Raw genomic sequence first — 24,057 nt, 5'->3', positions numbered from 1 at the left:
TTGGTGCAATTGGCGCATCCTAACCAAATATCTAGATCGACATGCGAAGGAGAACCCACATGATTGAGAAGGGGCGTTTAACCGTAAGACAACTGGGCTCACTGATGTTCTTATGCACGATTGGTGAGCAGATTATCGTCTTCCCCTCGATGATCACCTCATATGCACATCAGGATGCATGGTTGTCCGCATTATTGGGCGTTGCTGGAGGAGCCGGTGTTTTGTCCATTATGCTTGTTGTTTACAAACTGCAGCCCCGAATGAATCTGATTCAACATGCATTGCATACTCTTGGGCCATGGATCGGGGCCTTCATCAGCTCTTTTTATTTATTCTATTTTCTGATAAGTACCTCTGCGTTCATAAGGGAAATTGGGGATTTCATGACGACCCAGATCTTGCCTGAATCCCCGCTCATCATTGTGAATTTGCTCTTTGTTTGTACTCTTGTCTGGGGACTCTTATCTGGTCTGGAGCCCATAGGCAGGAGCGCCGAGGTATTTCTTCCCCTGATCGTGTTGTTTCTGCTCATTCTGACCGTCTGTCTGTTCCCACAATCACATCTGGACAACATCAAGCCTGTTCTCGGAGAAGGCTTACTGAATCCCTTTAAAGGATTTGTCGCTGTGCTTACCTATCCTTATTGTGAATTGTGCATCTTTCTTATGCTCTTTCCTTATGCCAAAAAGGAAGCTCATTGGGAAAAGGATATCCTTCTGGCAGCCATCATAGGGGGATTAATGCTTACCCTAACGCTAACGATCTGCCTGTTGGTCATGGGGCCATTTATGACGCAGCACCATTGGTTCGCAGCATTTAATCTGTCGCTGAAGATCAATATAGGCAACTTTTTGCAGCGGATTGAGGCCTTTATGGCTTCCGTCTGGATTATTGCCGTGTTTTTCAAGAGCATTCTGTTCTTCTATAGCTTTGTACTCGGAATGACTCATCTCTTTAAATTGTCCAGCTATCGACCACTTATCTTGCCGGGCGCACTGTTGATTCTGGCTATGTCCATTGTTCTGGCTCCCAACGAGAACTTCTATCTCAAAGTTGTTATTCCGTATTGGATTGATTGGGACCTGACCTGTGGCATCGGAATTCCTTTGCTGCTCATTATGGTACATAAACTAAAGGCGCGACTGCGGAAGGGTTAAATCCTGCGCCACTTTACTTAGAGGATCAACCTCCAGACAGATTTGAAAGAGGAAAGGAGTTTTTGGCACATGTTCAATCCCCTGGTTCCTTTTGAACCTGTATCCCGAGATGTAATCCCTACCGGGAAAAACTGGATTGCCCAAATCAAATGGGATGGGGTCCGCATGCTTGCTTACGAGGACGGAAAGGGAATTCAGTTAATTAATCGCAGATTACACAACCGAACTGTACAATATCCTGAGCTGGTCCAGCCACGCAATCTGTGCTCCGTCCCTTCTTATATTTTGGATGGAGAGATTATTGCCCTTGACCCGGATACGGGAAAACCGTCCTTCTATCACGTGTTGCGGCGAGATCGCATGAGCAGACCGGATGGCATTGCCCAGGCTGTATACCAGATTCCAGTGACTTATATGGTATTTGATATTCTTTTCTGCGATGGGGCATGGGTCACAAATCAACCACTTGCAGATCGTCAGCGTCTGCTGCATCAAGTTCTGAATCCTGCTCCCCATGTTCAGGAGGTGACCAATACGTCAGATTCCGATGCCCTGCTCACTGTGATGAGACAGCACCAGATGGAGGGAATTGTATGCAAAGACCTTTCCAGCACCTATGCAATCAACGGTAAGGATCAACGCTGGCAGAAGGTCAAGATTTTCCACGACCTATATGCGATGATTGGCGGAGTCACCTACCGCAGCGGCATCGTGAATGCAATCGCAGTCGGTGTATACGATGGGCCTAACTTTGTCTATATTGGTCATGTCGGCACTGGTAAATTGAACTCGGACTCCTGGCGTAAACTAACCGAAGAAGTACAACCTCTCATCCGAAAGGTCAGACCCTTTCATAACATACCCGAGAGAAGCGCCGAGACGACATGGGTCGAACCAAGGATCGGGGTCAAAGTGCAATTCATGGAACTGACCCACCATTTCACCCTACGTCACCCAAGCATCCAGGCTTTCGCTTCGGTAAAGCGAGATGATTGTCAGATGAGACAGATCAGTCATCTTATTTCAGAACCATAAACCACCTTTATCATCCGCCTGAAATAGTAAGAGGGCTTTCCATTTAGTAAACATACTCGTCACCAAAGGAGGTGTTCTTCATGGCCCATACAATAAAGGGCACCATAACGATTAATGGAATGGAGCTTACCGTGACCAATCCGGACAAGCTGTTATGGCCTGAAGCAGGTGTAACCAAGGCAATCTATTTGCAAAAGTTGGCGGCACTGGCTCCCTATCTGCTTACGTACACCCGAAATCGGCTGCTCACCACGATACGTTATCCTCATGGGGCAGGCGGCCAGTTTTTCTATCAGAAAAATGCCCCGGAGCCCGTTCCGGAGTTTGTACGAACCGAGATGCATGACGGGATACGATATGTGGTGATGGACAACCTCCCTGATCTGTTATGGCTTGGCAATCTGGCCGCTCTGGAATTTCATCCTTCCTTACACGCCGTAGGCAGCCATCTGCCTTGCGAGTGGATGATTGATCTCGATCCTTCACAGGAAGAAGAACCTCGCATCATGCAGGCTGCACTGATCGTGGGGGAAACGCTGACTTCGCTTGGTCTGAAATCGGTACCGAAAACCTCCGGTGCCACAGGTATACAGATTATTGTTCCGATCCGCCAAGGTGTAACCTTCGATGAATTAAGGGACATCGGTTATTTTGTAGGCAAATACGTTACTCAAAAACATCCGGATCTATTTACACTGGAACGACTTAAAAAAGACCGGGGCGATCGTATTTATTTTGATTACCTCCAGCATTACGGGGGCAAAACGCTCGCAGCTCCCTACACTCCCCGCGCCAAACCAGGCGGTACTGTGTCCACTCCGCTCACATGGGATGAGGTTCGGAAGAACGTTTCGGTCAAGGATTACCACTTGATGAACATCGTGGAACGCCTGACGCAGACCGGGGATCTGATTGCAGCTGTCGAACCCCAACCCGTTGAACTGGTCATCCAGCATTTAAAACAAAGATAGCCGGCCACCCTCAAACCAAGGGTGCCGGCTATCTTTTCGTTTATGCGAGGGTAAGACTCGCTAATGAATACCTTTTTTCTTGAAACGTCCGCCCTTCACATCGTGAATGTTACCAATCGCTACAAAGGCATGTGGGTCCCAATCTTCAACAATGGATTTCAGCTTAGCTTCTTCCAAACGGGTAATCACCACAAAGATAATTTTCTTCTCATCTCCGCTGAAGCCGCCCTCTCCATCCAGGAAAGTGACGCCACGACCCAGACGGTCAGTCAAGGCAGAACCAATATCACGGTACTTCTCACTGATAATCCATACCGATTTGGATTGATCCAATCCTTCATTCACAATATCAATCATCTTCATTGCAATATAATAAGCAATCATGGAATACAGAGCGTTTGGCCAGCCAAACACAAAACCTGCACCTGCAAAAATAAATACGTTAATGAACAGTACGATCTGACCTACAGACAATGGTGATTTCTCACTTAACAGAATAGCTACAATCTCCGTACCATCGAGTGAACCACCAGAACGAATGACGAGACCAACACCAACCCCCAAGATCAATCCGCCAAATACAGCTCCAAGCAGCGGTTCACCTGGCGTCAGTGCAGGAACGTGGTGTAACAATGATGTTCCAATCGACATTACGACGATCCCGAGCAGTGTAGATAACGCAAACGTTTTACCAATTTGTTTATATCCCAGAATCAGGAAAGGCAAGTTAAGCAAGGTCAGGAAAATTCCGAGTGGCAGATGTGTAATCTCTGACACCATAATCGAGATCCCTGTTATTCCCCCATCAATAACGCCATTCGGCACGAGAAATACTTCGAGTGACACAGCCATCAGTGCAGCACCGACCAGAATCATCACAATGCGCTGCAGAAGCTTCAGTGAAAACACCGAGCTCTTCACATTGCGGTCCGGCTTGGATGTTAGTTCTTTAACCGATACATTGGACATGGTATCCCCCCCGTTTTGATCAATATGTGAATCCATTTCATAAATCATTTAAGTACCCAGAGGAACCCTGCATACAGAGGAACAACACCGTTCCAACGCTATATGCACCCCGTTATAAAAGCACCTAAAGGCTATATGAAATGTATTCAAGTATGTCTTAATTCCGGTTGACACTTCCAAAAGAGAGCAAAAAGGAGCCTGTTTTCCCGCAGACTCCCCTCCTTCGCCAAGACATAATTTATATAAACATTATATCATAAAAGATCAAATTTGAGCAAAATAGTTAGCAAAAAGAAGATAAATTCACAAAAAGTGAATTTATCTTGAGAAATTCGCCCTATAACGGCTAAAGCAGCGGAGAAAGCATGCGAGAAAGCATTTCTGCCCCTTTTTGCCACCGTGAACGCTGCTGAAACACCTTCACATCAATCTGGCTGCATTCATCCAGATCACGTTCAAAATCCTCGGTCAACCGTTCCATGGATGATATTTCGAACAACACAGCGGTCAACTCGAAATTGCAGAAAAAGCTGCGCATATCCATATTGGCTGTACCTACCGTCGCAAGTAAATCATCCACAATCAGGACCTTGGCATGTACAAAACCTTTGCGATATTGATAAAACTTCACTCCTGCACGCAACAATTCTTCCACATAGGACATAGACGCCAAATGCACCAGCCGGGAATCCGATTGATACGGAATGATGATTTTCACATCGACCCCACTGACGGCAGCCGTCTTAATAGCTTCGTATAATGCAGGATCTGGAATGAAATAGGGTGTTGTGATGTATATGCGTTCGGATGCCACCGAAATCGCTCCAAAGCACATTTCCTGAATAGCATCCCAGTCCTGATCCGGCCCGCTGGCCAGAATCTGAATCCGTTCTTCCCCACTGCAAATATGTGGCGGGAATAGCTCTGTCAGTTGAGGCTCAGTAATCTGCTCGCCGGAAGCGAGCTTCCAGTCGTTCAAAAACGTATTTTGCAGGAAATATACGGCATCACCTTCGATCTGTACATGAGTATCGCGCCAGAAGCCAACCTCCGGATATTGTCCGAGATAATCATCACCTATATTAATCCCACCCACAAACCCAATCCTTCCATCCACCACAACAATTTTACGGTGATTCCGGTAGTTCACCCTCCGGTCAATCGTTGCAATGAGCGGCGGCAGAAAATAATGAAACTCCACACCTGCGTCCTGAAACTTGCGGATAAAGCTCCAGCTCATCTTGTGACTGCCGAGTCCATCGCAGATCAAACGTACTTTGACGCCTTCTTTTGCCTTGCGAATCATCACATCCTGAAACTTTGTACTGATGACATCATCCCGAAAAATATAAAATTCAACATGCAGATGGTGCTCTGCCTGTTCCATGGCCCTCAACATGGCTTCATATGTCTCTTCACCATTCGTCAGTATTTGACTCCGATTGCAGCCTGTAATTGGGCTCTCAGACAGGTGTGACAGCAAATTGAACAAACGGTGCTGATGGAGGTATCGGCTGCCCGACATCTGATCGGCATGCTCGAAAATGTGAGCCTGCTCCCAGATCGTTTCCCGTATTTCCCGAAAGATTCGTGAACCGCCTTTACGGACCTTCTTACGTTTGCTGTAGTCCTGGGCGACAAAATAATACACAACAAAGCCGATCAAGGGTACACAGAATAAAATAAAAAGCCATGCCACAGCTTTCGCCGGATTGCGGAATTCCAGCAACAGAATGGTGGCTGCCTGAAAAGTAAATACGAGCAATATAATAACCAGCCAAAACATTCGGCTTCCTCCTCATGGCAAGGGGTAACCTTGCCGTTCTCTCTCACTGTACAAGCTTTGACGATAAAGCCTTTAGCTAATCATTAGATACCCAATGTATGCACTGTTCGTAACGTTTGCTTAGATAAAATTTTACATACACATCTGATCTGCAATGGCGCTCAGCCAGTTCATTCCATGCTTTGGCGTTGTATATTCTGACTGTGTTCCCCTCTACATATGATTCATTCCAGTCTGCCGATCAGCACTCCATCGCCATTTCGCACACTCTGTCTTCCAGACTCTTCCTCTTTTCTTGATCGGAAGGTGGTCTTCTTACGTAAAATTAGATATAATATTCGTTAAAAACTTATTACTTAAAGGAGAAGACTAGTTAATGGACAGTGAGAGGTATGCGTTAAATTTAGTATTGGTTGCTTTTTTGATAGGACTTTCGGCATTTTTTGTAGCGGTGGAATTTGCACTCGTAAGAATTCGCCCGAGCCGGATTGACCAAATGATTGCAGAAGGAAACAAGCGTGCCTTGGCTGTTAAACAAGCCGTTGCCAACTTGGATGGATATTTGTCCGCCTGTCAGTTGGGTATCACGATTACATCTCTGGGACTGGGCTGGCTGGGAGAACCCACGGTAGAGAAAATTCTCCACCCTGTGTTCGAAAGCATGAACATGCCGGAGGCAGTTTCTTCATTCTTATCGTTTGTTATTGCGTTTGTCGCCATCACGTATTTGCATGTGGTAGTTGGTGAACTTGCACCTAAAACGATTGCAATCCGTAAAGCCGAAGCCGTTGCTCTACTGACGTCTACACCTATCATCTGGTTTAACCGAATTATGTATCCTTTTATCTGGCTGTTAAACAGCTCAGCGAATCAACTGGTCAAGTTATTCGGAATCAAACCTGCATCGGAGCATGAAGATGCACACTCCGAAGAAGAATTACAGATTATCATCAATGAAAGCTTTGAGAGCGGCAAAATCAACCAAGCTGAGTTCGGATATGTAAGCCGGATTTTTGCTTTTGATGAGATGCTTGCCAAAGAAATCATGGTACCCCGGACTGATATGGTCTGCCTTTATGTCAATAGATCGAACGAGGAAAACCTGGATATTATCCGGCAAGAACAATACACCCGTTTTCCAGTAGTAAATGAGAGCAAAGACGATATTATCGGTATCATTAATACCAAACAATTTTTCCTGGAGTTATACGGAAACGAAGAACCTGTCGATCTGTCTTCCCTGATTCAGCCAGTATCGGCTGTTCACGAAACGACACCGGTCAAGGATCTGCTCAAGAAAATGCAGAAGGATGGCGTGCATATTGCCGTTCTGGTTGATGAGTATGGAGGTACTTCCGGGATTGTAACGATTGAGGATGTGCTTGAACAGATTGTCGGTGAAATCCGGGATGAGTTCGACGCAGATGAAGTCGAGGATATTCAGGTCATCAATGAAAATTATGTCATTATGGATGGCAAGGTTTCGTTGTCCAAAGTAAACGACATGTTCACGTCAAACCTGGATGCAGATGAGTGGGATACCATTGGGGGATGGCTTTATAGCCATCGTCCAGAGATGAATGAACAGGAAGAATATGAGTTCGAGAATCTGACCTTCGTTTTGCTGGAAAAAGACAAGAATCGCTTCTACAAAGTCGCTGTTGTTCCCAAGGAACCACTGACCATGTCTGATTACACCGATGAAGACGATAAAGAGTCCAATTGGGTTAAATAAAGCAACTACTTCAATATATAATAAGAAGAGCACTTGCCTACATTGGTAAGTGCTCTTCTTATTATTTCTGGCTCAATGTATCACTTCCCCATGGTATCACTCAACCAAGAATGGAACTTACCGTCCCGTTTTTTAGTTTGATTTTAATACCCACTTCGCAATATCATCGATAATGGCTTTGGAGACATTAGATGGCTCAGCGTACTCTTGACCAATCGAAAGTCCATCATAGCTGGATAAAAGATGATTTACCTTTGGATAGCTATTGTACGTTACATTGGAATGACCTTGCAGAGCCGATTTCCAGGTTTGGAATTGATTCATAGACACTTGCACATCATTTTCGCCTTGGATAATAAACATAGGGGTGTTTTGTGTTTTAGCCAGTTCTGCAGGTACATAATCTCTCTGCTCAAACCACCAATAAGCAGGTTGAAGTGGAAACGCCTCAGGAAGATGATCTACAGAATATTGAGGATCTTTAACGATCGCAGCAACATTTTTATAAAAATCAGCTTGTCCTTGAATGATCTCCGTGTCTAAACCTAGCCGCTTCATCCGATCTACCAATTCGTCCTGCTGCTCGGTAAGCACATCCACAAAGCTGCTGCTTGGTGCAGCAAGCAGAATACTTCCTGCAATATCATGGTGTTTATCCTCAGCAATGATTAACGGCATTGCAAACCCGCCTTGACTATGTCCAGCCACAAAAATCGCTGTAGGATCAATATTTGAATTCTTTTTAAGCAAATCTACTGCATCGGCTACCTGATCTACACTTTCTTGTTTTAACGTGAATTTAGGCTGTGAAGCGACCTTATAGGTATGCTCATAGGTGACCTTATCGTATCTTAATACAGCAACGCCTTGTGAAGCTAAACCTACCGCAAGATCGCGAAACGGCTTTGCACCACCAATGGCAGCATCTTGATTGCTAGCCCCGGATCCGTGTACCAGAATGACAACTGGGAAAGGTCCCTCTCCCTTGGGCAAAGTTAATGTCCCTGGTAAAGCTAAATCACCTTGACCAACCGTAATATCCTGTTCTGTATAGGCAGATGGGTCGTCGTAGCTTGGTTTTTGATACACATCTGGAGTAGCGGCCGCAATGTGCAAGTCATCCACAAGTCCGTTATGATTCATTCTGACCGTAATATTTATACTAGTCAGCTCTGTCTTAAAAGTATAGGTAACATTGCGATGCACAGTGTTATTTTCTATGTGTTTAGCTATGGCTTTACTTGAAATTTTTCCATTTTGACCTTCTAATGCTGCCCATAGCTGACTCAACAACGTGGGTGACAACACTCCGCTAACAGAGGTATGAACATACTTCGCAGCTTCCTTGCCATTGCCCTCACTAATAAGTGAAATGAATATATCCTCAGGTGCTGCCTTCAGTGTCTCGGTAAGAAATCTCCCATCCATCAAGGTAACTCCTTTCGTTAACTTAACAGGATTGTCTAAGGGTACGACTTGCCGATTCACCATCGCCTGTTTCTCTCCTACCTTAACTACAATAGTAAGCTCACTTTTTCGTAATGTGATTTGTCCTGTTTTTTGTTGCCAAGATACCTCTGCCCCATTCTTTTCTGCAATCTCACGAATAGGAACAAGATTTTCACTACCAGCGGGTTTTTCAGCAGCTGCTGAGATGGATGTCACCGGCAGTATGAGACATACGAAAGTAAGAGAAAGTAATAGCTTTTTCCAATTGTTCATTGTAATAACTCCTCCTAATCATTTTATCTATTATATGTATAGATATATGAGCATTTATTGGCTCAGGACTATACTTATAACAACAATAGCAATGATGAATAACAACAGGACCCAAGATAGTGGACGAGCGAAGTTAATCGTCCAGCCTATTCCATAACGCTTTTCTACGGTAAAAGAAGGATCATTGGCATTGAAGTAAATGAAACCAAGCTTCCAATAATCATCATCATTCACAGGCTGCTCCTTAGATCGTTCGCGATCCTCTTGTTGATTACAAATTTCCCCGCCGCCTTGTCTGCCTGTGAGAGACAGCAATACAGCGCCTAACACGATCAGCACAGGAGTGATGAAGCTAATAGCTGTCAACAAGACCAGATTAGGGACAAACATATTTATCTGAATGAAGGCAAATAAAATGGTAAGAAGTAAACCTGTTACAAGCGTAAAAAGGGACCATTTACGGCGGAAGTGAATATTTTTAGCAGCAAATTGGGCTGGATCAGAAGTCGTAAGCTGTTGTTTGCTTGTTTTAATACTCCAGTTCACCAACATCATAAGTGCAATGATTCCTAGCTGTACAAGATTTATAGCCAGTACCGAGAGGTAGGTTTTAGGCACACTGGAAGTGACATTGCCCTGAAGATCATATTTTATTGGAATAACGTTAGGGAGTGACTTATAATTCAGGATCGAAATGATCGCAATGGCTAAAATAATAGCAATGTGAATGAGAAACCAATAGTTGGAATAGGTGAGCTTGTTTTGGCGGAAGGTGGTATCAATTTTAACTCATTGAGGTGCTCCTACAGTTGTAAGTGATCCTTTTATCTTTTTCATCTTGAAATGAAATAACATATTTAATGCAGCCCAGTACACAATGAAAATCATTGTGCAAACACCGGTAATCATTGCGGTAGACTCTTCATTAGCAGATCGGAGTAAATACAGGCAGACAAGTATAATAATCCCGTTTCCGATTAGACTTACGGTAGCAAACGTTCTCCGTAGCTTACGTAAGACTGGTGTGTAGTAGTTATATTCACTTACCGTAACCCCAAAGCTGATTGTTTCCCTTGTCACATATGGTGCAAAGGATAGAAGTAAGGCTAACGGAGCAAAGATTAAAATGATAGGTAATATACTAAATAGTTGCATACATAACACACTCCCTTGATTCTTTATTCTTTGTTGTGACCCATCTTCATATCATCATACATTTGGTCTAACACCGCAGATAGTTCCTCCTTGGTCATTCCGCGACAAATCGCTTCGGCAATAATCGGTCTTAATTCTCTTTGCTGCTTTTTCAAAAAATCATCCGTTAAATCAGGCATTCCATCAGGGTTCACTACGACTCCCTTTTGTCTATGAACTTGAATGTATCCATCTTGCTTGAGTAGTGTATAAGCCTTGTTGACCGTATGAAGGTTAACCCCAATATCTGCGGCCAAATTCCGAACCGAAGGTAGCGCCTCACCTAGCTGTAACTCACCACTAGCAATACCTTCGATAATTTGATAAACAAGTTGCGAATAGATGGGAAGTTCGGATTGCATATCCAGTTGAATAATCAAGAGTTCACCTTCTCTTTGTTATCTGTTATATATCAAGTATAACAGTTATAACACAAGTGAGCAATATATATGAAAAAAAACCGCATATCCATCGCGAGGGTAAGTTTCCTGACCCTTCACCATTGATATGCGGCTTATCCTGTTGAGCTTATCGATATGTTTCAAGAGCAAACATTAGTGGTGACACATGACACAGTTGTATTTCAAATTCCATTCAGAGCTCAGTCTTATCTTCAACTATCCGATAATGGATTTTGCGAACTATAATTTTGATAATCATATATAGCGGAATAACGATGATCATCCCAAGAATATTTCCCAGATCTGCACCTACGAGCAGCAAGATGACGGTAGTCAACGGATGAATGTCCAACTGTTTGCCATAGACATAAGGAGAGATCAGATTGTCCTGGATCTGCTGGGCGATGACAATGATGACAAGCGACCAGATCGCCATTGAAGGTGATTCAATGAACCCCACAATAACGACAGGAATGGCTGCCAGTAAGGCCCCTACATAAGGAATGAAATTCAGAACAATAGATACGGCCGTCAGAAGCAATGCATATGGCAAACCGAGAAAGAGAAAACCAATATACATCAGGATGCCCAAAGCCACATTGACAATGACACGACCTACAATATAGCTGCTCAAAGCTTCGTCGATTTCATGGACCGTCTCTTCTCCATCTTTACGGTAACGTCTCGGCAGCAACAGTGTGAGATTGGTTCCAAATTTGCTGCCTTCCTTGAGCATGTAATACAGCATAATCGGGAACGTCGCCAGAATAATGACCAGATTGGATACGACCGAGAACAACCCGGATACATAATCCGTTACCTGGGCAATCCCTTGACTCAGAAAATCAGAGAAGCGTGAGAACAGATCGGAATCCTCAGGTATATATTTTGAAAGGAAACCACTTCTTTCGAATTCAGCCAACTGATCACTGAGCGAAGTAACCAGTACAGGGGCATTCTCCACAAAATTCAACAGTTGCTCACGCAGTGAAGGCCATACAAGCACACTGAATCCTGCCATAATCAGCGCAATTACCACGTAAATGATAAGAACGGACAGTGCACGCTTCATTTTGTGCCGTTCCATATAGTCGACGAGCGGACGCAGCAAATAATAGAAGAAACCAGCAATCAGCAGCGGAATGATGATGATGTGAATTAGCGAGGTCAGGGGGCTGAAAATAAAGTTGACTTTATCCCCCAAATACACGATGAGCAGCAGCAAAATAATTGCTGTGCATATACGGTAAAACTTGTTGTTTATCAAGAAACGTGATCCCTCCATACGCTGCTCTGCCAAATACGACTGCGGCGATAATATGTATGTAATTCAATTTAATACAGCATGGGCAGCGTGTTCCATTCCAAGCCGTATTCTTATGTATGATTATATGTACCCTTAAATGCTAGTCATGCCACAGCGGATGATGAATATACTCGCTTTCTGAAAAAGAAATTGGGCAAAAAAAAGAAGCAGGCGATTAGCCTGCCACATCTCTTTTGTTGAATACAACCCATGAGATCAACATGAAAATGACATAATATACAGCTAGCACAGCAATAGAAAACCCAAGTGTCATACCTGCATTTCCATCGTCAAGCAATCCATAATCCGCCGCTGAATCCATATAACGACTGAGATCCATGTTATTGAACAGAACATACTTGGCCCATTCGTAACGAACGGGATTGAAGATCAATGAGAACAAATTCTGTGTAAACATGATAAATAGAGACAAACCGATGGCCAGAGCTCCTGAACGAAACACGGAGGAAACCATAAAGGCAATAGCGAGCGTAATAAACAGGTCCACGTACAGATATCCCCATAGTGCAAATGCGTGTGATGCAGAAGCCCCGCTTCCATCCTGAGTTACGGAATGGGAGAACAGGATATACGACATTACGGTTGCCAGAATAACAACAAGTAATGTACTCAGAATGCTAAATCCAATCACGGTCAAATATTTGGATGCCAGTATTTTGCTGCGTGACCACGGACGAATCAGCAGTAATTTAATCGTTCCCCAGGTGAATTCCCCAGCTACCGCTTCAGCTGCAATGACGACACAGAAGATGGTATTCAGGAAAAAGACGATTTGAACGGTAGTAATAGCTGCTTGCCAGTATGGAACCTCACTGGACCCCATGCCTTGATTAAGAAGAACCGGCATCAACAGCGAGATCAATGCCAGAATGGATAACATAATCCAAGTACGCGGACGACGGAAAATTTTCATGTTTTCATTCATAATGAGATTGCCGAAATTACCCAATGCTTCCGCCCCCAGTCACCTGCAAAAATTGATCTTCCAGCGTATGGGTTACGTTACGGATACCATATACCTGAAACCCTTCACTAACCAGCCTCGCATTCAAGTCCGGAATCTGCTCACGGGATAAACGAATCACAATGGCATTGCCCTGAACTGTAGCCTCGCTAAAGAGTTCGGCTGCACGCGGGGCATCATTTACCTCAAAAGCAACCTCAGTAAGTACGTCCACTCCCGCCTCAGCTCTGAGATTTCTTACATCAATCAATTTGCCATTTTGGATAATCGCAACGGTATCACACATCAACTCCATCTCCGACAACAAGTGACTGGATACAAAGACCGTGATCCCTTCCTGCTGACAGAGCTGACGCAAATAATCCCTAAGTTCCCGTATTCCCTGTGGATCGAGCCCGTTGGTCGGTTCATCCAATACCAATAATTTGGGTTTATGTAATATGGCTTGGGCCACGCCCAGACGCTGGCGCATACCCAGAGAATAGGTCTTTACCTTGTCATGAATGCGAGCTGTAAGCCCAACTCGTTCAATCGTCTCGGCAATGCGTTCCTTCGTAATACCAGGTGACATCCGGGCAAAGTGGACGAGATTCTGATATCCAGTCAGAAACTTGTACATTTCTGGATTCTCGACAATAGCCCCAACCTGAGCTATGGCTTGCTCAAATTCATTCTTCACACTGTGTCCCGAGATGATGATATCTCCTTGACTGATGGACATCAGTCCTACCATCATTCGAATCGTTGTTGTTTTCCCCGCTCCATTGGGTCCTAAAAAACCAAAAACCTGCCCCGGAGAAATATCCAGAGTCAGGTCACTGACCAATGATCGGGAGGAGATGATTTTACTGACGCCCTGAAGACGGACGACCGGCTCCTGCTGCATTCCATTTCCTCCTTCATCAACGAACATTCACATCATGTCCGTTTCTCATATGAAGATAGTGTATCATAATCTTTAGTATATTGTCCCGCAAACTGGGATTTCCCCTGACGTTTCGTATGAACTACACACGCTTCACAGCATCCAAGCGGCATCTCACTCCGATAAAATCCGGTGCGAAATACGTGATTGCCTCCACAGTCCTCTTCCTTTAGTTCGACAGAGCCCCTAGCGACCGACACAATCATCCCACAACTGACACAGTAAAAGCGGTCCATTTCGATCAATGAATTTCCTTCCCCTCACAAGGAGCATTGGAGTCCCTGTTATTTGTCGTTAGACGCTGAATTTTGATACATTTTGTATCTAACTCGTAATTTACTTGACACCGGGACTAATGTCAACCCCCTACAGGTTTAAAAAGAAATGAAATGCAAAAAAAGCTCTATAAATGCGACTAAAGTCTCGCATTTATAGAGCCATCCCAAGTACAAATGATACAATTCGGTTCATCGTATGGGTTGATACTATCAGTCGGCTTTGTCATGCTCAGTCTTGGTATCTCCATTCTTCGGATAATACCAAAGCAGCGTCCAATCGTCCCCATCCTTTACGATATAACAATCCTGCACGATTTGAAATTGACCAAAGGTTCCCGAAAACTTCTGGGTAACACTAATGCGATACGCCTCTGCAAATGGCTTAACGCCATCAATTACCGTAACGTCAAACTCACGCTCTGGTTTTTCCATCTCCAGCTCAAAGGTTTCCACCCCAAAGTGCTGCATGAAAATATGCGCTCTGGACTGTAAATAGACGCTTTTGGGAAAGCGCTCTTTCATCAATGGATGAAACAACTCCCATGAACTGCCGAAATCACCCGTCTGCTCATATTCGTAAAACTCTTGGGCAATGGCAGCAGCTTCATCTGGTGCATCTGCACGAAACAGATATGGGATGGTTCTGCCTATGAGCCATAACAGCAGCAGCACAAGTGCTATGAATCCGATCTTTTTAAGTAACGCATTCCGGTTCCTTCTTCGCAGCATGCCCCGTCCCCCCTTGTCCTACTTCCATACTTATGATGGATAGCAAGCAAGTAGAAGCGTGAACTAACGAGCAGCATTTCCTGGGAAATCACTTTCTTTTGACTGACGATCGCCTTGGGGATCTGAATCTTCTGAAAACGACATTAACAACCATATATAAGGCAATTCCGCCACATCCGCCAAGCAGGTCTACGCCGACATCACGGATTGAACTCGTCCGGTTAGCGCTAAACTGCTGAATATATTCATCAATGGAGGCGATAATCGCTACTATGGTAAAGGCAGCAGCGATACAAGCCCACATTCGCACTTTCCTGTATCTTAGCCCACCATAGATAAGCACCGCCAGCACAGCATATACAAATAAATGTGCACTTTTCCGAAATATGAACTCAACAAAATCATACGGTCGTTGTCTTAAGGAATAATCAAGCTCACCGTATGTGAATTGCACATCGGGTAGTGCAAATCCGATCTTCACCTTTTCAGACCATTTGTGCAGCCAAGGCTGGATGGTCTGCTGCTGATATGATTGGGTAGAAAAGTGCCAGATCACCAAAACCCAGGCCGCAATCAGCAGCAGTGACAAGATATAAACATAAGGTCGTTGTTTACGCCTATGCTTATGTCTTCGTTTCCCGTAATCCTCCTCCATAAGCAAGGTCCTCACCACTTTCATAAGCCTTCCATTATTTCTGTTTATTTCTCCAAATGTTCTTCAATTATTCCGTGAATGCGATCCCTTTCCTGCTGATCCACGATGTAATAATAAATCCCATTGATTTTCTCGCCTTTACCCTTAATCTCCACCGTATCCACATTCTCCAGATCATTGCGATATTCGAGGAGAAGTTCCTTCATCTCATCAAAAGTAACATCCGTTCTGACATGAGTACCCAGTTCCTCTAACATATTTTGGATATGAAGTACACTGGAGAATTGCATTGTATTCTTAAGCATCTGCTTCAGAACCTCACGCTGTCGATCATTACGCCCCAAATCCCCTTTCGGATCATCATAGCGCATTCTTGAAAAACCGAGCGCAGCAACCCCGTCCAGATGAATATTCCCTTGATCGTACCGCTGTCCCTCATAATCAAATGCAAAAGGATTATTTACGTCCACGCCTCCGACCAGGTCGATGATTTTGGAAAAGCCCTCCATATCCACTTTCATATAATAATGAATGGGGACTCCCAAAAATTGCTCGACGGTATTTACTGACATGTCCACGCCTCCGAAGGCATAAGCATGATTGATCTTATCTACTGTATTGTGTCCCACAATGTCTGTCCGTGTATCCCGTGGAATATTAAACATGAGCACTTGTTTTTTCCCTGGATTTACACTCAGTACGATCATCGTATCCGAGCGCCCTCGATCATTCGGACGCTCATCCACACCCAAAATCAGTGCGTTAAAAGGCTCTTTGTTGTTGATGTCCACCTGCAGCCCACCTCTGCTATCTGTGACCGAGACGGGCTTTACAGGATTTCGGGGCTCATAAATTTGGTCAGCGGTTGATTTAACGGATTGGTAGAGATATATGGCATAACCAAACACAACAACTACAAAAAAGGAAACAATCCAGATGGTAACTTTCATCCACTTTTTCATGGGTTCTGCCTCACTCACATTCAAGATGATGAATAGCGGTTAGATGATTGCTGCCGCTTTCCCTTCCAGCTTCGTCAAACCCGGACGACCAACAGAATAATATTGAAGAGTAGACGCCTGAACCTGTTCAGCGCTATACAGATTACGACCATCAATCATGATGGGATCCTTCATAATTTTGGCCAGTTCATTCAGATCGATATGAGCGAATTCCTTCCATTCAGTCAACACGCACAGGGCGTCTGCTCCTTCAGCAGCATGAAGCGGATTCTCCTCCCACGTGATGGAGGCGACATCTACTTCTTTACGGAAGTTCGCAGTTGCAATGGGATCATAGGCCTTGATTACTGCTCCGGCATCACTTAAATGCTGAATGATATCGATTGCTGGAGCATCCCGCACGTCATCTGTCTCCGGTTTAAACGCTAATCCCCAGACAGCAATTGTTTTTCCTTTTAAAGATCCTAGCGCCTCTTCCAGTTTGTGAATGACATGAAAACGCTGATCCTGGTTTACCTGGACAACCGATTTTAACAGTCTAAAATCATAATCCACCATGCCTGCGATCTGAATTAGCGCCTGTGTATCTTTTGGAAAACATGAACCCCCATAACCAATACCTGCCTTCAAAAAGGAAGCTCCAATACGTTTATCGTAGCCCATGCCTTCGGCTACTCGTGTAACGTCAGCGCCTACTTTTTCACATATATTCGAGATTTCATTTATAAATGAGATTTTGGTAGCAAGAAATGCATTGGAAGCATATTTAATCATTTCTGCCGACCGAATATCCGTAATGATCAGGTTCTCGGTCAATGGCCGATGAAGTTTTTTTAGTGATTTAATCGCACGATCACTGTCTGTTCCAATGACAATCCGGTCAGGATTCAGCGTATCCTTGACTGCAGATCCTTCTCGAAGGAATTCGGGAACCGAAGCCACATCGAAAGGCTGAGATGAAATACTGCTAACCAGCTCACGAACACGATCATTGGTGCCTACAGGAACGGTGCTTTTGGTCACAATAATTTTGTAGCTTTCTATGTGACTTCCAATCTCTATAGCTACTTGCTCCACATAGCTCAGGTTGGCCTCGCCGTTGGGAAGAGAAGGCGTGCCTACAGCGATAAAGATAATATCCGACTGACTAATCGCATCAGCAATATTGGAGGTGAACGATAGTTTGCCTGCTTGCATGTTGGAAGCCATCAACTCTTTGAGGCCGGGCTCGTAGATGGGCACGTTGCCCTCGTTGAGCATCTTCACTTTGGCCTCATTGTTGTCCACACAGATGACTTGGTTGCCGATCTCCGAAAAGCATACTCCCGATACAAGACCTACATACCCTGTTCCAATCACCGCAATATTCATCTTGTTTTCCCCCAATTCACGCAATTTTGGATAATATCTGTCCATTCCATCTCGATTCGTACGATATCCTCTTCCACCAGCTCACTGCCCATCTGAACTTCAATGATTTCAAGTTCTGTGATAGCTCTTACACTATGTTTTCCGCCAGATGGGATTGAAATGGTATCGCCCTGATTAATCTGTTTTAAATCACCATCCAGAATCAACTCACCTTGCCCGGAAACAACTGTCCAAACTTCGTTTCGTTTCAGATGATATTGGTAAGATAAATTTTTATCAGCCCCAATAATAATGCGCTTGGTTAGTACCTCTTCTCCCTGGGAATTCCGTGTATAATCAAGAACTTTATAACAGCCCCAGCGTCGTTCTTCATACATGGGACGTTCCGCACTATCTTTAAGAATTTCTTTGATTTGTGGACTAGCCTCTTTCTCGCTGACCAGAATACCATCTGGGCTTATAGCTACAATTACGTTTGAAACGCCTAGTACACATACCGGGATATTCAACTCGTTGACCAAATGTGTGTTTAATGAGCTATCTGTAACTACTCCCTTGCCCACAATGTTGGTGCTCATCTCATCTGTCAGCGTATTCCAGGTCCCAAGGTCTTTCCAATATCCATCGTAAGGAGTAACTACAATTTGAGAGGCCTTTTCAACAACTTGATAGTCGAAACTGATTTTCTCCAGCCTTCCGTATTGTTTGAGCATCTCTTCATATTGAATTGGCAGTTCAAGTGAGATCAGCAGATTAATGAGATAATTCAGCTTGAATGCAAAAACCCCGCAATTCCAAAGGGCAGATTGCTCTATCATCTCTGCCGCTTCAGTCTCACAGGGTTTTTCTTGAAAACGTGATACTTTGGCGTAATGGTTATGTTTTTCGGTTTCGTGTGGATCGGGAATAATATAACCGTATTTCTCTGAAGGATAAGTGGGTTTCACCCCGATTAATGCGAGTTCCGCACCAGACTCATCCAACACTCCTTCAAGCTCCGTAACTTTATAGAAAAAGGATTCCTCCACATATGGATCAACGGGAAGTACAGCAACCGTTTCGTTCAGACTGACTCCCTGCACCGAGTACAGATAAACGGCTGCTAAAGCAATTGCAGGAAAGGTATCTCTGCGTTCCGGCTCGACGACAAGATCAGCCTCATCGCCCAGTTGACTTCGCAAAATCTCCACCTGTGGCTTACTCGTTGCAATCGTGGCCTTTTCGCTTAGCCCTGTGTGCTGCAGTTGCCTCCATACGCGTTGAACCATGGATTCAGTCTGCCCTTCAGGGCCCTCCAGTACTTTCAGGAACTGCTTCGATCTCGTATCGTTGGATAAGGGCCATAACCTCTTGCCTGATCCACCGGAGAGAAGTACGATTCTCATGGTTATCACTCCACTCTCTATAGTTTACATACATTGGACCCGGATTTTTTATACTGTTGCGGTTGTTTCCATATAGTTAGGCGCAGGTGGAGAACTGGCTTTTGAAGAGGAATCCATGTTTGCCGTGTTAACTTCATGAGTCCAGATGCTATAATATCCCGAGTTTTTCCCGTAGGAGTTATCAATTAGCACATTGGGTTTTGCCATAAGGCAAGATAAGATGTGTCCATGTAATCTGGAAGAATGAATCATGCGATAGTCTGCGAAACAACGAATAGCCTTGTTCACCAGATAATCACTATATTTCATCCATAAAAACTGTGAAATGGCTCGTGACGCCCGCTTTTTCAATCCTTTACTGATGTAATAAATAAGTTTCTTTTCATATCTGTTATATAATGTTGGCCAATCTAAGTAGTCACCCTTCTGTTCTGATGAAATCAAAGATTGTTGAGAGATTTGTTCAATATCTGTTCTAAAAAAATTCAGCTTCTCTTTACGTGGGGAATGTTTCACATCAATTGGCCATAATTGATGTGCCATATCAGGAATTAATGCTACCTGACAGTTGGTAAAATTATGGGAAGCAATTTGGAACGAAGTCTCATCCCGTACATATATATGGAGATCTGGATGTTTATTAAAAATAGCAGCGGTTCTATGAAGAGCAGACTGATCCTTATAAAATATCGTCTGAGGAAGAATCACAATCTTATGATTGGGATAATGCTGGACAATATTTTCTCTCAATTTTTGATGCGCTTCGTATAAATCGCCAAAATTCCCGCCACCATGAAGTACAATAATTTGATCCCGCGGTATTTCAATCTGATAATCAAAATCATAAACACTGTATCTATGGGTGACGTGAATACGATGATCTTTAAAAAAAGTCTCTGTTCCTTTCATAATAAGAAGATCTCCACAATTACTATGAACAGGATAATCAATGTAATAAATTTTGGAATTAGAAGGTATGACATCCAGTATGGATTCAAGCCGTTTTTTCAACTCATCCATGGGATGAATCGTTTGCACGTTTGACATCTTTTCCGGCTCCTTTAAGTATATTTTTCTCTCTCAATCTTTCCTTTAGAAACGTAATATCTTCCTTGTTGTACAGCATCTTATGCATAGGTACTTTGAAAATAATGGATACTGACGCCAATGACATCAATATGCGAACAAAGGAACCGAGCAATAATGCCAACCCTATTCCGTATAAGCCCAGAAGTGGAGTGAGCACAAAGAATAAAGTAATGGTCACTGCCAATGCTACAATCTGCCGAAGTACGATTACACCAGGTCTGCCCAATGCATTGAATGCCGAAGCCAGAATCCAGGACCCTCCGCCAACAATGCATTCCAGAGATAACAAATAAAACACACCGCTAGCTTCAAGAAATTCCGGTCCGAACAGTATTCCAATAAAAAAACGACCAATCAGCATACTAGGTATGATGATGATCGTCATAAGAACCATACTGATGCGGAAGGCTCTGCCTACAAGAGTCAGCACCTTCTGCTGCTCCATGCCTGCGACCTTCGGAAAGATCACATTCGTTATCGCAGTCTGAACTACGTTAAACATTCGAGAGAGGGCAAAAACAACCGAATACAACCCAAAATCTTTGGGTGTAAGCAAAGCTAAAATAATAATTTTATCGAACTGGTTATACAAAGTACCAAGCAGTTCCACACCATATACTCGAATGCCATAACTGAATAGGTGAACACAGGTTCTAAATTGTCCTGCCAGCTTGCTTACTGAACTGAATATTTGCTGCCGCATGGCATACATGTAACAGATCAATACAAGTATATTCGCTGCAAAACTAACAATAATTGCTCTTTCTACCGTCAATATGCCTGTTATCCACAGGAACACCAGACCAACAAGATTAAATAAGGGAGCAAACAGCCTGGATAGATTATAAATATGGAATTTATCCGTTCCTTGGGCGGCTGCTGCAAGCACTCCCATAAACAGCATTACAGGAACCATGGATACCGTATACCAGCGAGCAATGGAAACGACCGATTCCGAATACCCGGAGAGCCAGAAAGAGATGCCAAACCAACTTACAATCCCAGCGATCAAGCTGATAGGAATTTGAACTGCAAAACTCATGCTGATGTAAGTGGGTAATTGATTGATATTCTTTTTCACATTGTAGATTAACGAGGTTGGCAGACCAAATGCAGCTAGACCAGATATAAAGGCGGGCCAGAACAATACAGCAGCAAGTTCACCTTTACCCGTTGCCCCGAACATTCGAGCTGTAATAATAGAAGTGAGCGTTGTCACAGCCATAATAAGAATATTGGCAACACTGGTCATAAAAATGGTCTGCACCATGCTATGCTGCCTTGGTTTTTTGGCAATTGCCATGTTCATCAGGTGTTCAGTCCTCTGCTGTTCCGGAAAGACCCTACGATCGTTCCGTTACGATAAGATATCTTTGCCATTTCACTCATGACCTTTTGGACATTATTAAATGAGATTAATATTAATAATGCCGCCTGAATAATCCTTACAGTATGCTTGAATATTCCCCATCCACTCTTCTTATAACGTGTTGCATCACTAATGCCTTGCCAATAAACTCTTCGCAGTAACCAACGTTTAGTTAACCTACTTTTTGCTATTTTGTGCTCTACAATAGCGTATGGACTGTAAAAAACTTTATACTCTTGACGAACTCGGCCAATTAGCTCACTTTCTTCACTTGACATTAAATTGCTACCTACACGTCCCAAATCTTCTCTAAATGGTTTAATCTGCTGAAAAATACTCATCCTGAAAGCTACATTAGCTCCAAAAGGAATAGAGGGTGCCTGCATTTCCACAATCTCGCTCGAAAAATCCATCAGCGTATACAGACTAACGATATCATGTGGTATCCAATCAGGCTTTCCCCCCTCCCAGATAGGTACTATTTTTCCACCAACACAACCAATTTGGGAATCCATATCAAAAATTCTAACGACTTCTTTAATCCAGGTAGAACACGCTAGTGCGTCATCATCCAGGAATAAAATAAACTCCCCCTTCGCTTCCTGTATCGCTCTATTTCTTGCATAGGATAATCCTAATTGAGGCTCGAAAATATAGCGAACATGCGCTGGCATGTTAAGAGAGTCGAATAATTCTTTGGTATTATCAGTTGAATTATTATCAATAACCAGTATCTCGTAATCAGCACTACCCGTGTCCCCATTCAAAACACTTTCAACAGCCTGCATCGTGTCTATTGCTCTGTTGTGTGTACAAATGGATACTGAAGCCCTCATGATCTCACCCCAAATATAAAGTTTTATTTGTTCAGGCTAATTGCTTCAACAGCTGTCCGCGATGCGACCATAAGCAATGATTAGTGACCCAGTCATAACCGTTATTTCCCATCGTTCTGGCCAGTCCTTCATCTGTAATCAATTCTTCGATACGATTGGCGATTTCCTTTTCATCCAGAGGATTTACCAGATAACCGGTTATCTCGTCCTTTACTGCGTCAGGAATTCCACCACTATTGCCCGCAATCACAGGTAATCTGTAGTAATTGGCTTCAAGGAATACGATTCCGAAGCCTTCTACATCACCTTTTTCCTTAATATCGCGGCTAGGCATGATGAATAAATCAGAACATTCATATAATTGATGCAGCTCATGGTCAGTAATGCCGCCTGTGAAAACAACTACAGAATCTAATCCGTACTGCCTCACCAAACGTTCCAGTTCCCCTCTGTGTGGACCCTCTCCACATATTAGATATTTCAGATTAGGAATCCGCTCGATCACATGACTAATCGCTTTAAGAGTAACATCATGTCCCTTGCGCTCCACCAAACGAGAGACGGTTATCATCACTTTGTTATCATGCAGATTATATTTATCCCGGATATCTTCATGAAGTCCAGAATTAGCGTTTAATTTGCTTACGTTTAATCCTGGTGGGATAATGACAATTTGCAGCTCTGGAATACCGAGCTCAACCAACTTTGACTTCGTATACTGGCTATTGGCAATCACCTTGTCAGACCGCCTCAAAATGAACAACAGGAGTGGGAATAACTTGCTCTTCACCATCCCCATAACATCCAGACCGTGAACATAAGGGAAATATTTCACTCCAAAAAATGTTTTCATCAACGGGCCAGCGATGCCTACTGGAAATATGTTAACAAAATGTATTTCGTCCGCCTTTTTGCGCCATTTCAGAATAATAAGCTGGAAGACTAGGATAAGCTGCGATACGATGAGCAGGAGCTTATTGGAATTCCAAAAGATTCGCTTCCGGATAATCTCGAAATCGGCCTTCTGGTCAAATTGTTCGGAGGCTGCAACATCCTTTATTTTATTAGTTAGAACCGTGGTCTCTTCTGCCGGAATCTGAGATATAAGTCCATAAGCATAATCATGAATCCCTCCTTTTTCCGGGGGGAAATCAATAGCAACAAAAACCTTATTCATACATTTTATCTCCCTTGAGA

The 24,057-nt window shown here is 43.6% G+C and carries 21 protein-coding genes; 4 read left to right on the top strand and 17 right to left on the bottom strand.

The window, feature by feature from the left end:
* Positions 1 to 59 precede the first annotated feature (59 nt).
* From MKY42_RS06910 to ligD, 3 genes are all read left to right on the top strand, one after another.
* Positions 60 to 1,157: an endospore germination permease gene (locus MKY42_RS06910; RefSeq protein ID WP_339849961.1), complete on the top strand. Its 1,098-nt coding sequence runs from the start codon at positions 60 to 62 to the stop codon at positions 1,155 to 1,157.
* Positions 1,158 to 1,226: 69 nt separating this feature from the next.
* Positions 1,227 to 2,192: an RNA ligase family protein gene (locus MKY42_RS06905; RefSeq protein WP_339849958.1), complete on the top strand. Its 966-nt coding sequence runs from the start codon at positions 1,227 to 1,229 to the stop codon at positions 2,190 to 2,192.
* An 80-nt stretch (positions 2,193 to 2,272) separates the two neighbouring features.
* Positions 2,273 to 3,163, top strand: coding sequence for a non-homologous end-joining DNA ligase (gene ligD, locus MKY42_RS06900; protein WP_339849955.1), 891 nt, complete (start codon positions 2,273 to 2,275; stop codon positions 3,161 to 3,163).
* Positions 3,164 to 3,223: 60 nt separating this feature from the next.
* On the opposite strand, the gene MKY42_RS06895 is transcribed toward ligD, so the two are convergent.
* Both MKY42_RS06895 and cls read right to left on the bottom strand, forming a co-directional pair.
* Positions 3,224 to 4,132, bottom strand: a complete 909-nt coding sequence (locus MKY42_RS06895) for a YitT family protein (protein ID WP_090894276.1) — start codon at positions 4,130 to 4,132, stop codon at positions 3,224 to 3,226.
* Between the two features lie 346 nt (positions 4,133 to 4,478).
* A complete protein-coding gene (cls, locus tag MKY42_RS06890) occupies positions 4,479 to 5,918 on the bottom strand; it encodes a cardiolipin synthase (RefSeq protein ID WP_339849950.1) in 1,440 nt (479 codons plus the stop codon).
* A 376-nt stretch (positions 5,919 to 6,294) separates the two neighbouring features.
* Here cls and MKY42_RS06885 point away from each other — a divergent pair, with 376 nt between their 5' ends.
* The gene (locus MKY42_RS06885) at positions 6,295 to 7,653 is read left to right on the top strand and encodes a hemolysin family protein (protein ID WP_090894270.1); all 1,359 of its coding nucleotides are present in this window, start codon (positions 6,295 to 6,297) and stop codon (positions 7,651 to 7,653) included.
* Positions 7,654 to 7,785: 132 nt separating this feature from the next.
* Here the strand turns inward: MKY42_RS06885 and MKY42_RS06880 are convergent, their stop codons facing one another.
* From MKY42_RS06880 to MKY42_RS06810, 15 genes are all read right to left on the bottom strand, one after another.
* Positions 7,786 to 9,375: an alpha/beta fold hydrolase gene (locus tag MKY42_RS06880; protein WP_339849946.1), complete on the bottom strand. Its 1,590-nt coding sequence runs from the start codon at positions 9,373 to 9,375 to the stop codon at positions 7,786 to 7,788.
* 54 nt (positions 9,376 to 9,429) lie between these two features.
* Positions 9,430 to 10,080: a DUF5808 domain-containing protein gene (locus MKY42_RS06875; RefSeq protein WP_339852767.1), complete on the bottom strand. Its 651-nt coding sequence runs from the start codon at positions 10,078 to 10,080 to the stop codon at positions 9,430 to 9,432.
* 473 nt (positions 10,081 to 10,553) lie between these two features.
* Positions 10,554 to 10,949, bottom strand: coding sequence for a GntR family transcriptional regulator (locus tag MKY42_RS06870; protein WP_111620486.1), 396 nt, complete (start codon positions 10,947 to 10,949; stop codon positions 10,554 to 10,556).
* Positions 10,950 to 11,163: 214 nt separating this feature from the next.
* Positions 11,164 to 12,237, bottom strand: a complete 1,074-nt coding sequence (locus MKY42_RS06865; protein WP_090894260.1) for an AI-2E family transporter — start codon at positions 12,235 to 12,237, stop codon at positions 11,164 to 11,166.
* Between the two features lie 214 nt (positions 12,238 to 12,451).
* Positions 12,452 to 13,222 (bottom strand): DUF2705 family protein, encoded by a 771-nt coding sequence (locus MKY42_RS06860; RefSeq protein ID WP_339849942.1) that lies wholly within the window; start codon positions 13,220 to 13,222, stop codon positions 12,452 to 12,454.
* 16 nt (positions 13,223 to 13,238) lie between these two features.
* The gene (locus MKY42_RS06855) at positions 13,239 to 14,147 is read right to left on the bottom strand and encodes an ABC transporter ATP-binding protein (RefSeq protein ID WP_090894255.1); all 909 of its coding nucleotides are present in this window, start codon (positions 14,145 to 14,147) and stop codon (positions 13,239 to 13,241) included.
* Between the two features lie 527 nt (positions 14,148 to 14,674).
* A complete protein-coding gene (locus MKY42_RS06850; protein ID WP_339849940.1) occupies positions 14,675 to 15,193 on the bottom strand; it encodes a hypothetical protein in 519 nt (172 codons plus the stop codon).
* An 88-nt stretch (positions 15,194 to 15,281) separates the two neighbouring features.
* Complete coding sequence (locus MKY42_RS06845) at positions 15,282 to 15,848, bottom strand: VanZ family protein (protein WP_339852765.1); 567 nt, start codon at positions 15,846 to 15,848, stop codon at positions 15,282 to 15,284.
* Positions 15,849 to 15,892: 44 nt separating this feature from the next.
* Positions 15,893 to 16,810: an LCP family protein gene (locus MKY42_RS06840; protein WP_090894246.1), complete on the bottom strand. Its 918-nt coding sequence runs from the start codon at positions 16,808 to 16,810 to the stop codon at positions 15,893 to 15,895.
* Positions 16,811 to 16,849: 39 nt separating this feature from the next.
* Positions 16,850 to 18,181, bottom strand: a complete 1,332-nt coding sequence (locus MKY42_RS06835) for a UDP-glucose/GDP-mannose dehydrogenase family protein (RefSeq protein WP_090894244.1) — start codon at positions 18,179 to 18,181, stop codon at positions 16,850 to 16,852.
* A complete protein-coding gene (locus MKY42_RS06830) occupies positions 18,178 to 19,566 on the bottom strand; it encodes a sugar phosphate nucleotidyltransferase (RefSeq protein ID WP_339849936.1) in 1,389 nt (462 codons plus the stop codon). The genes MKY42_RS06835 and MKY42_RS06830 overlap by 4 nt, the downstream gene beginning before the upstream one ends.
* 48 nt (positions 19,567 to 19,614) lie before the next feature.
* The gene (locus MKY42_RS06825) at positions 19,615 to 20,613 is read right to left on the bottom strand and encodes a polysaccharide pyruvyl transferase family protein (protein ID WP_339849933.1); all 999 of its coding nucleotides are present in this window, start codon (positions 20,611 to 20,613) and stop codon (positions 19,615 to 19,617) included.
* Positions 20,579 to 21,964, bottom strand: coding sequence for an oligosaccharide flippase family protein (locus tag MKY42_RS06820; protein WP_339849931.1), 1,386 nt, complete (start codon positions 21,962 to 21,964; stop codon positions 20,579 to 20,581). Before MKY42_RS06820 ends, MKY42_RS06825 begins: the two co-directional genes overlap by 35 nt.
* Positions 21,964 to 22,860, bottom strand: coding sequence for a glycosyltransferase (locus MKY42_RS06815; RefSeq protein WP_339849929.1), 897 nt, complete (start codon positions 22,858 to 22,860; stop codon positions 21,964 to 21,966). Before MKY42_RS06815 ends, MKY42_RS06820 begins: the two co-directional genes overlap by 1 nt.
* Positions 22,861 to 22,891: 31 nt before the next feature.
* On the bottom strand, positions 22,892 to 24,037 hold the full coding sequence (locus MKY42_RS06810) for a glycosyltransferase family 4 protein (protein ID WP_090894232.1): 1,146 nt from the start codon (positions 24,035 to 24,037) through the stop codon (positions 22,892 to 22,894).
* Positions 24,038 to 24,057 lie beyond the last annotated feature (20 nt).

Origin of the sequence: Paenibacillus sp. FSL W7-1088, assembly GCF_037969855.1 — a bacterium.
Taxonomy (GTDB): domain Bacteria; phylum Bacillota; class Bacilli; order Paenibacillales; family Paenibacillaceae; genus Paenibacillus.
This window is presented reverse-complemented; position numbering and strand designations above follow the sequence as displayed.

Coding starts and splice junctions, on each gene's coding strand:
- MKY42_RS06810 (WP_090894232.1), bottom strand. CDS start 24,037: ATGAATAAGGTTTTTGTTGCTATTGATTTCCCCCCGGAAAAAGGAGGG.
- MKY42_RS06880 (WP_339849946.1), bottom strand. CDS start 9,375: ATGAACAATTGGAAAAAGCTATTACTTTCTCTTACTTTCGTATGTCTC.
- MKY42_RS06905 (WP_339849958.1), top strand. CDS start 1,227: ATGTTCAATCCCCTGGTTCCTTTTGAACCTGTATCCCGAGATGTAATC.
- MKY42_RS06850 (WP_339849940.1), bottom strand. CDS start 15,193: ATGCTGCGAAGAAGGAACCGGAATGCGTTACTTAAAAAGATCGGATTC.
- MKY42_RS06895 (WP_090894276.1), bottom strand. CDS start 4,132: ATGTCCAATGTATCGGTTAAAGAACTAACATCCAAGCCGGACCGCAAT.
- ligD (WP_339849955.1), top strand. CDS start 2,273: ATGGCCCATACAATAAAGGGCACCATAACGATTAATGGAATGGAGCTT.
- MKY42_RS06845 (WP_339852765.1), bottom strand. CDS start 15,848: ATGGAGGAGGATTACGGGAAACGAAGACATAAGCATAGGCGTAAACAA.
- MKY42_RS06860 (WP_339849942.1), bottom strand. CDS start 13,222: ATGAATGAAAACATGAAAATTTTCCGTCGTCCGCGTACTTGGATTATG.
- MKY42_RS06830 (WP_339849936.1), bottom strand. CDS start 19,566: ATGAGAATCGTACTTCTCTCCGGTGGATCAGGCAAGAGGTTATGGCCC.
- cls (WP_339849950.1), bottom strand. CDS start 5,918: ATGTTTTGGCTGGTTATTATATTGCTCGTATTTACTTTTCAGGCAGCC.
- MKY42_RS06855 (WP_090894255.1), bottom strand. CDS start 14,147: ATGCAGCAGGAGCCGGTCGTCCGTCTTCAGGGCGTCAGTAAAATCATC.
- MKY42_RS06820 (WP_339849931.1), bottom strand. CDS start 21,964: ATGAACATGGCAATTGCCAAAAAACCAAGGCAGCATAGCATGGTGCAG.
- MKY42_RS06825 (WP_339849933.1), bottom strand. CDS start 20,613: ATGTCAAACGTGCAAACGATTCATCCCATGGATGAGTTGAAAAAACGG.
- MKY42_RS06840 (WP_090894246.1), bottom strand. CDS start 16,810: ATGAAAAAGTGGATGAAAGTTACCATCTGGATTGTTTCCTTTTTTGTA.
- MKY42_RS06815 (WP_339849929.1), bottom strand. CDS start 22,860: ATGAGGGCTTCAGTATCCATTTGTACACACAACAGAGCAATAGACACG.
- MKY42_RS06835 (WP_090894244.1), bottom strand. CDS start 18,181: ATGAATATTGCGGTGATTGGAACAGGGTATGTAGGTCTTGTATCGGGA.
- MKY42_RS06910 (WP_339849961.1), top strand. CDS start 60: ATGATTGAGAAGGGGCGTTTAACCGTAAGACAACTGGGCTCACTGATG.
- MKY42_RS06885 (WP_090894270.1), top strand. CDS start 6,295: ATGGACAGTGAGAGGTATGCGTTAAATTTAGTATTGGTTGCTTTTTTG.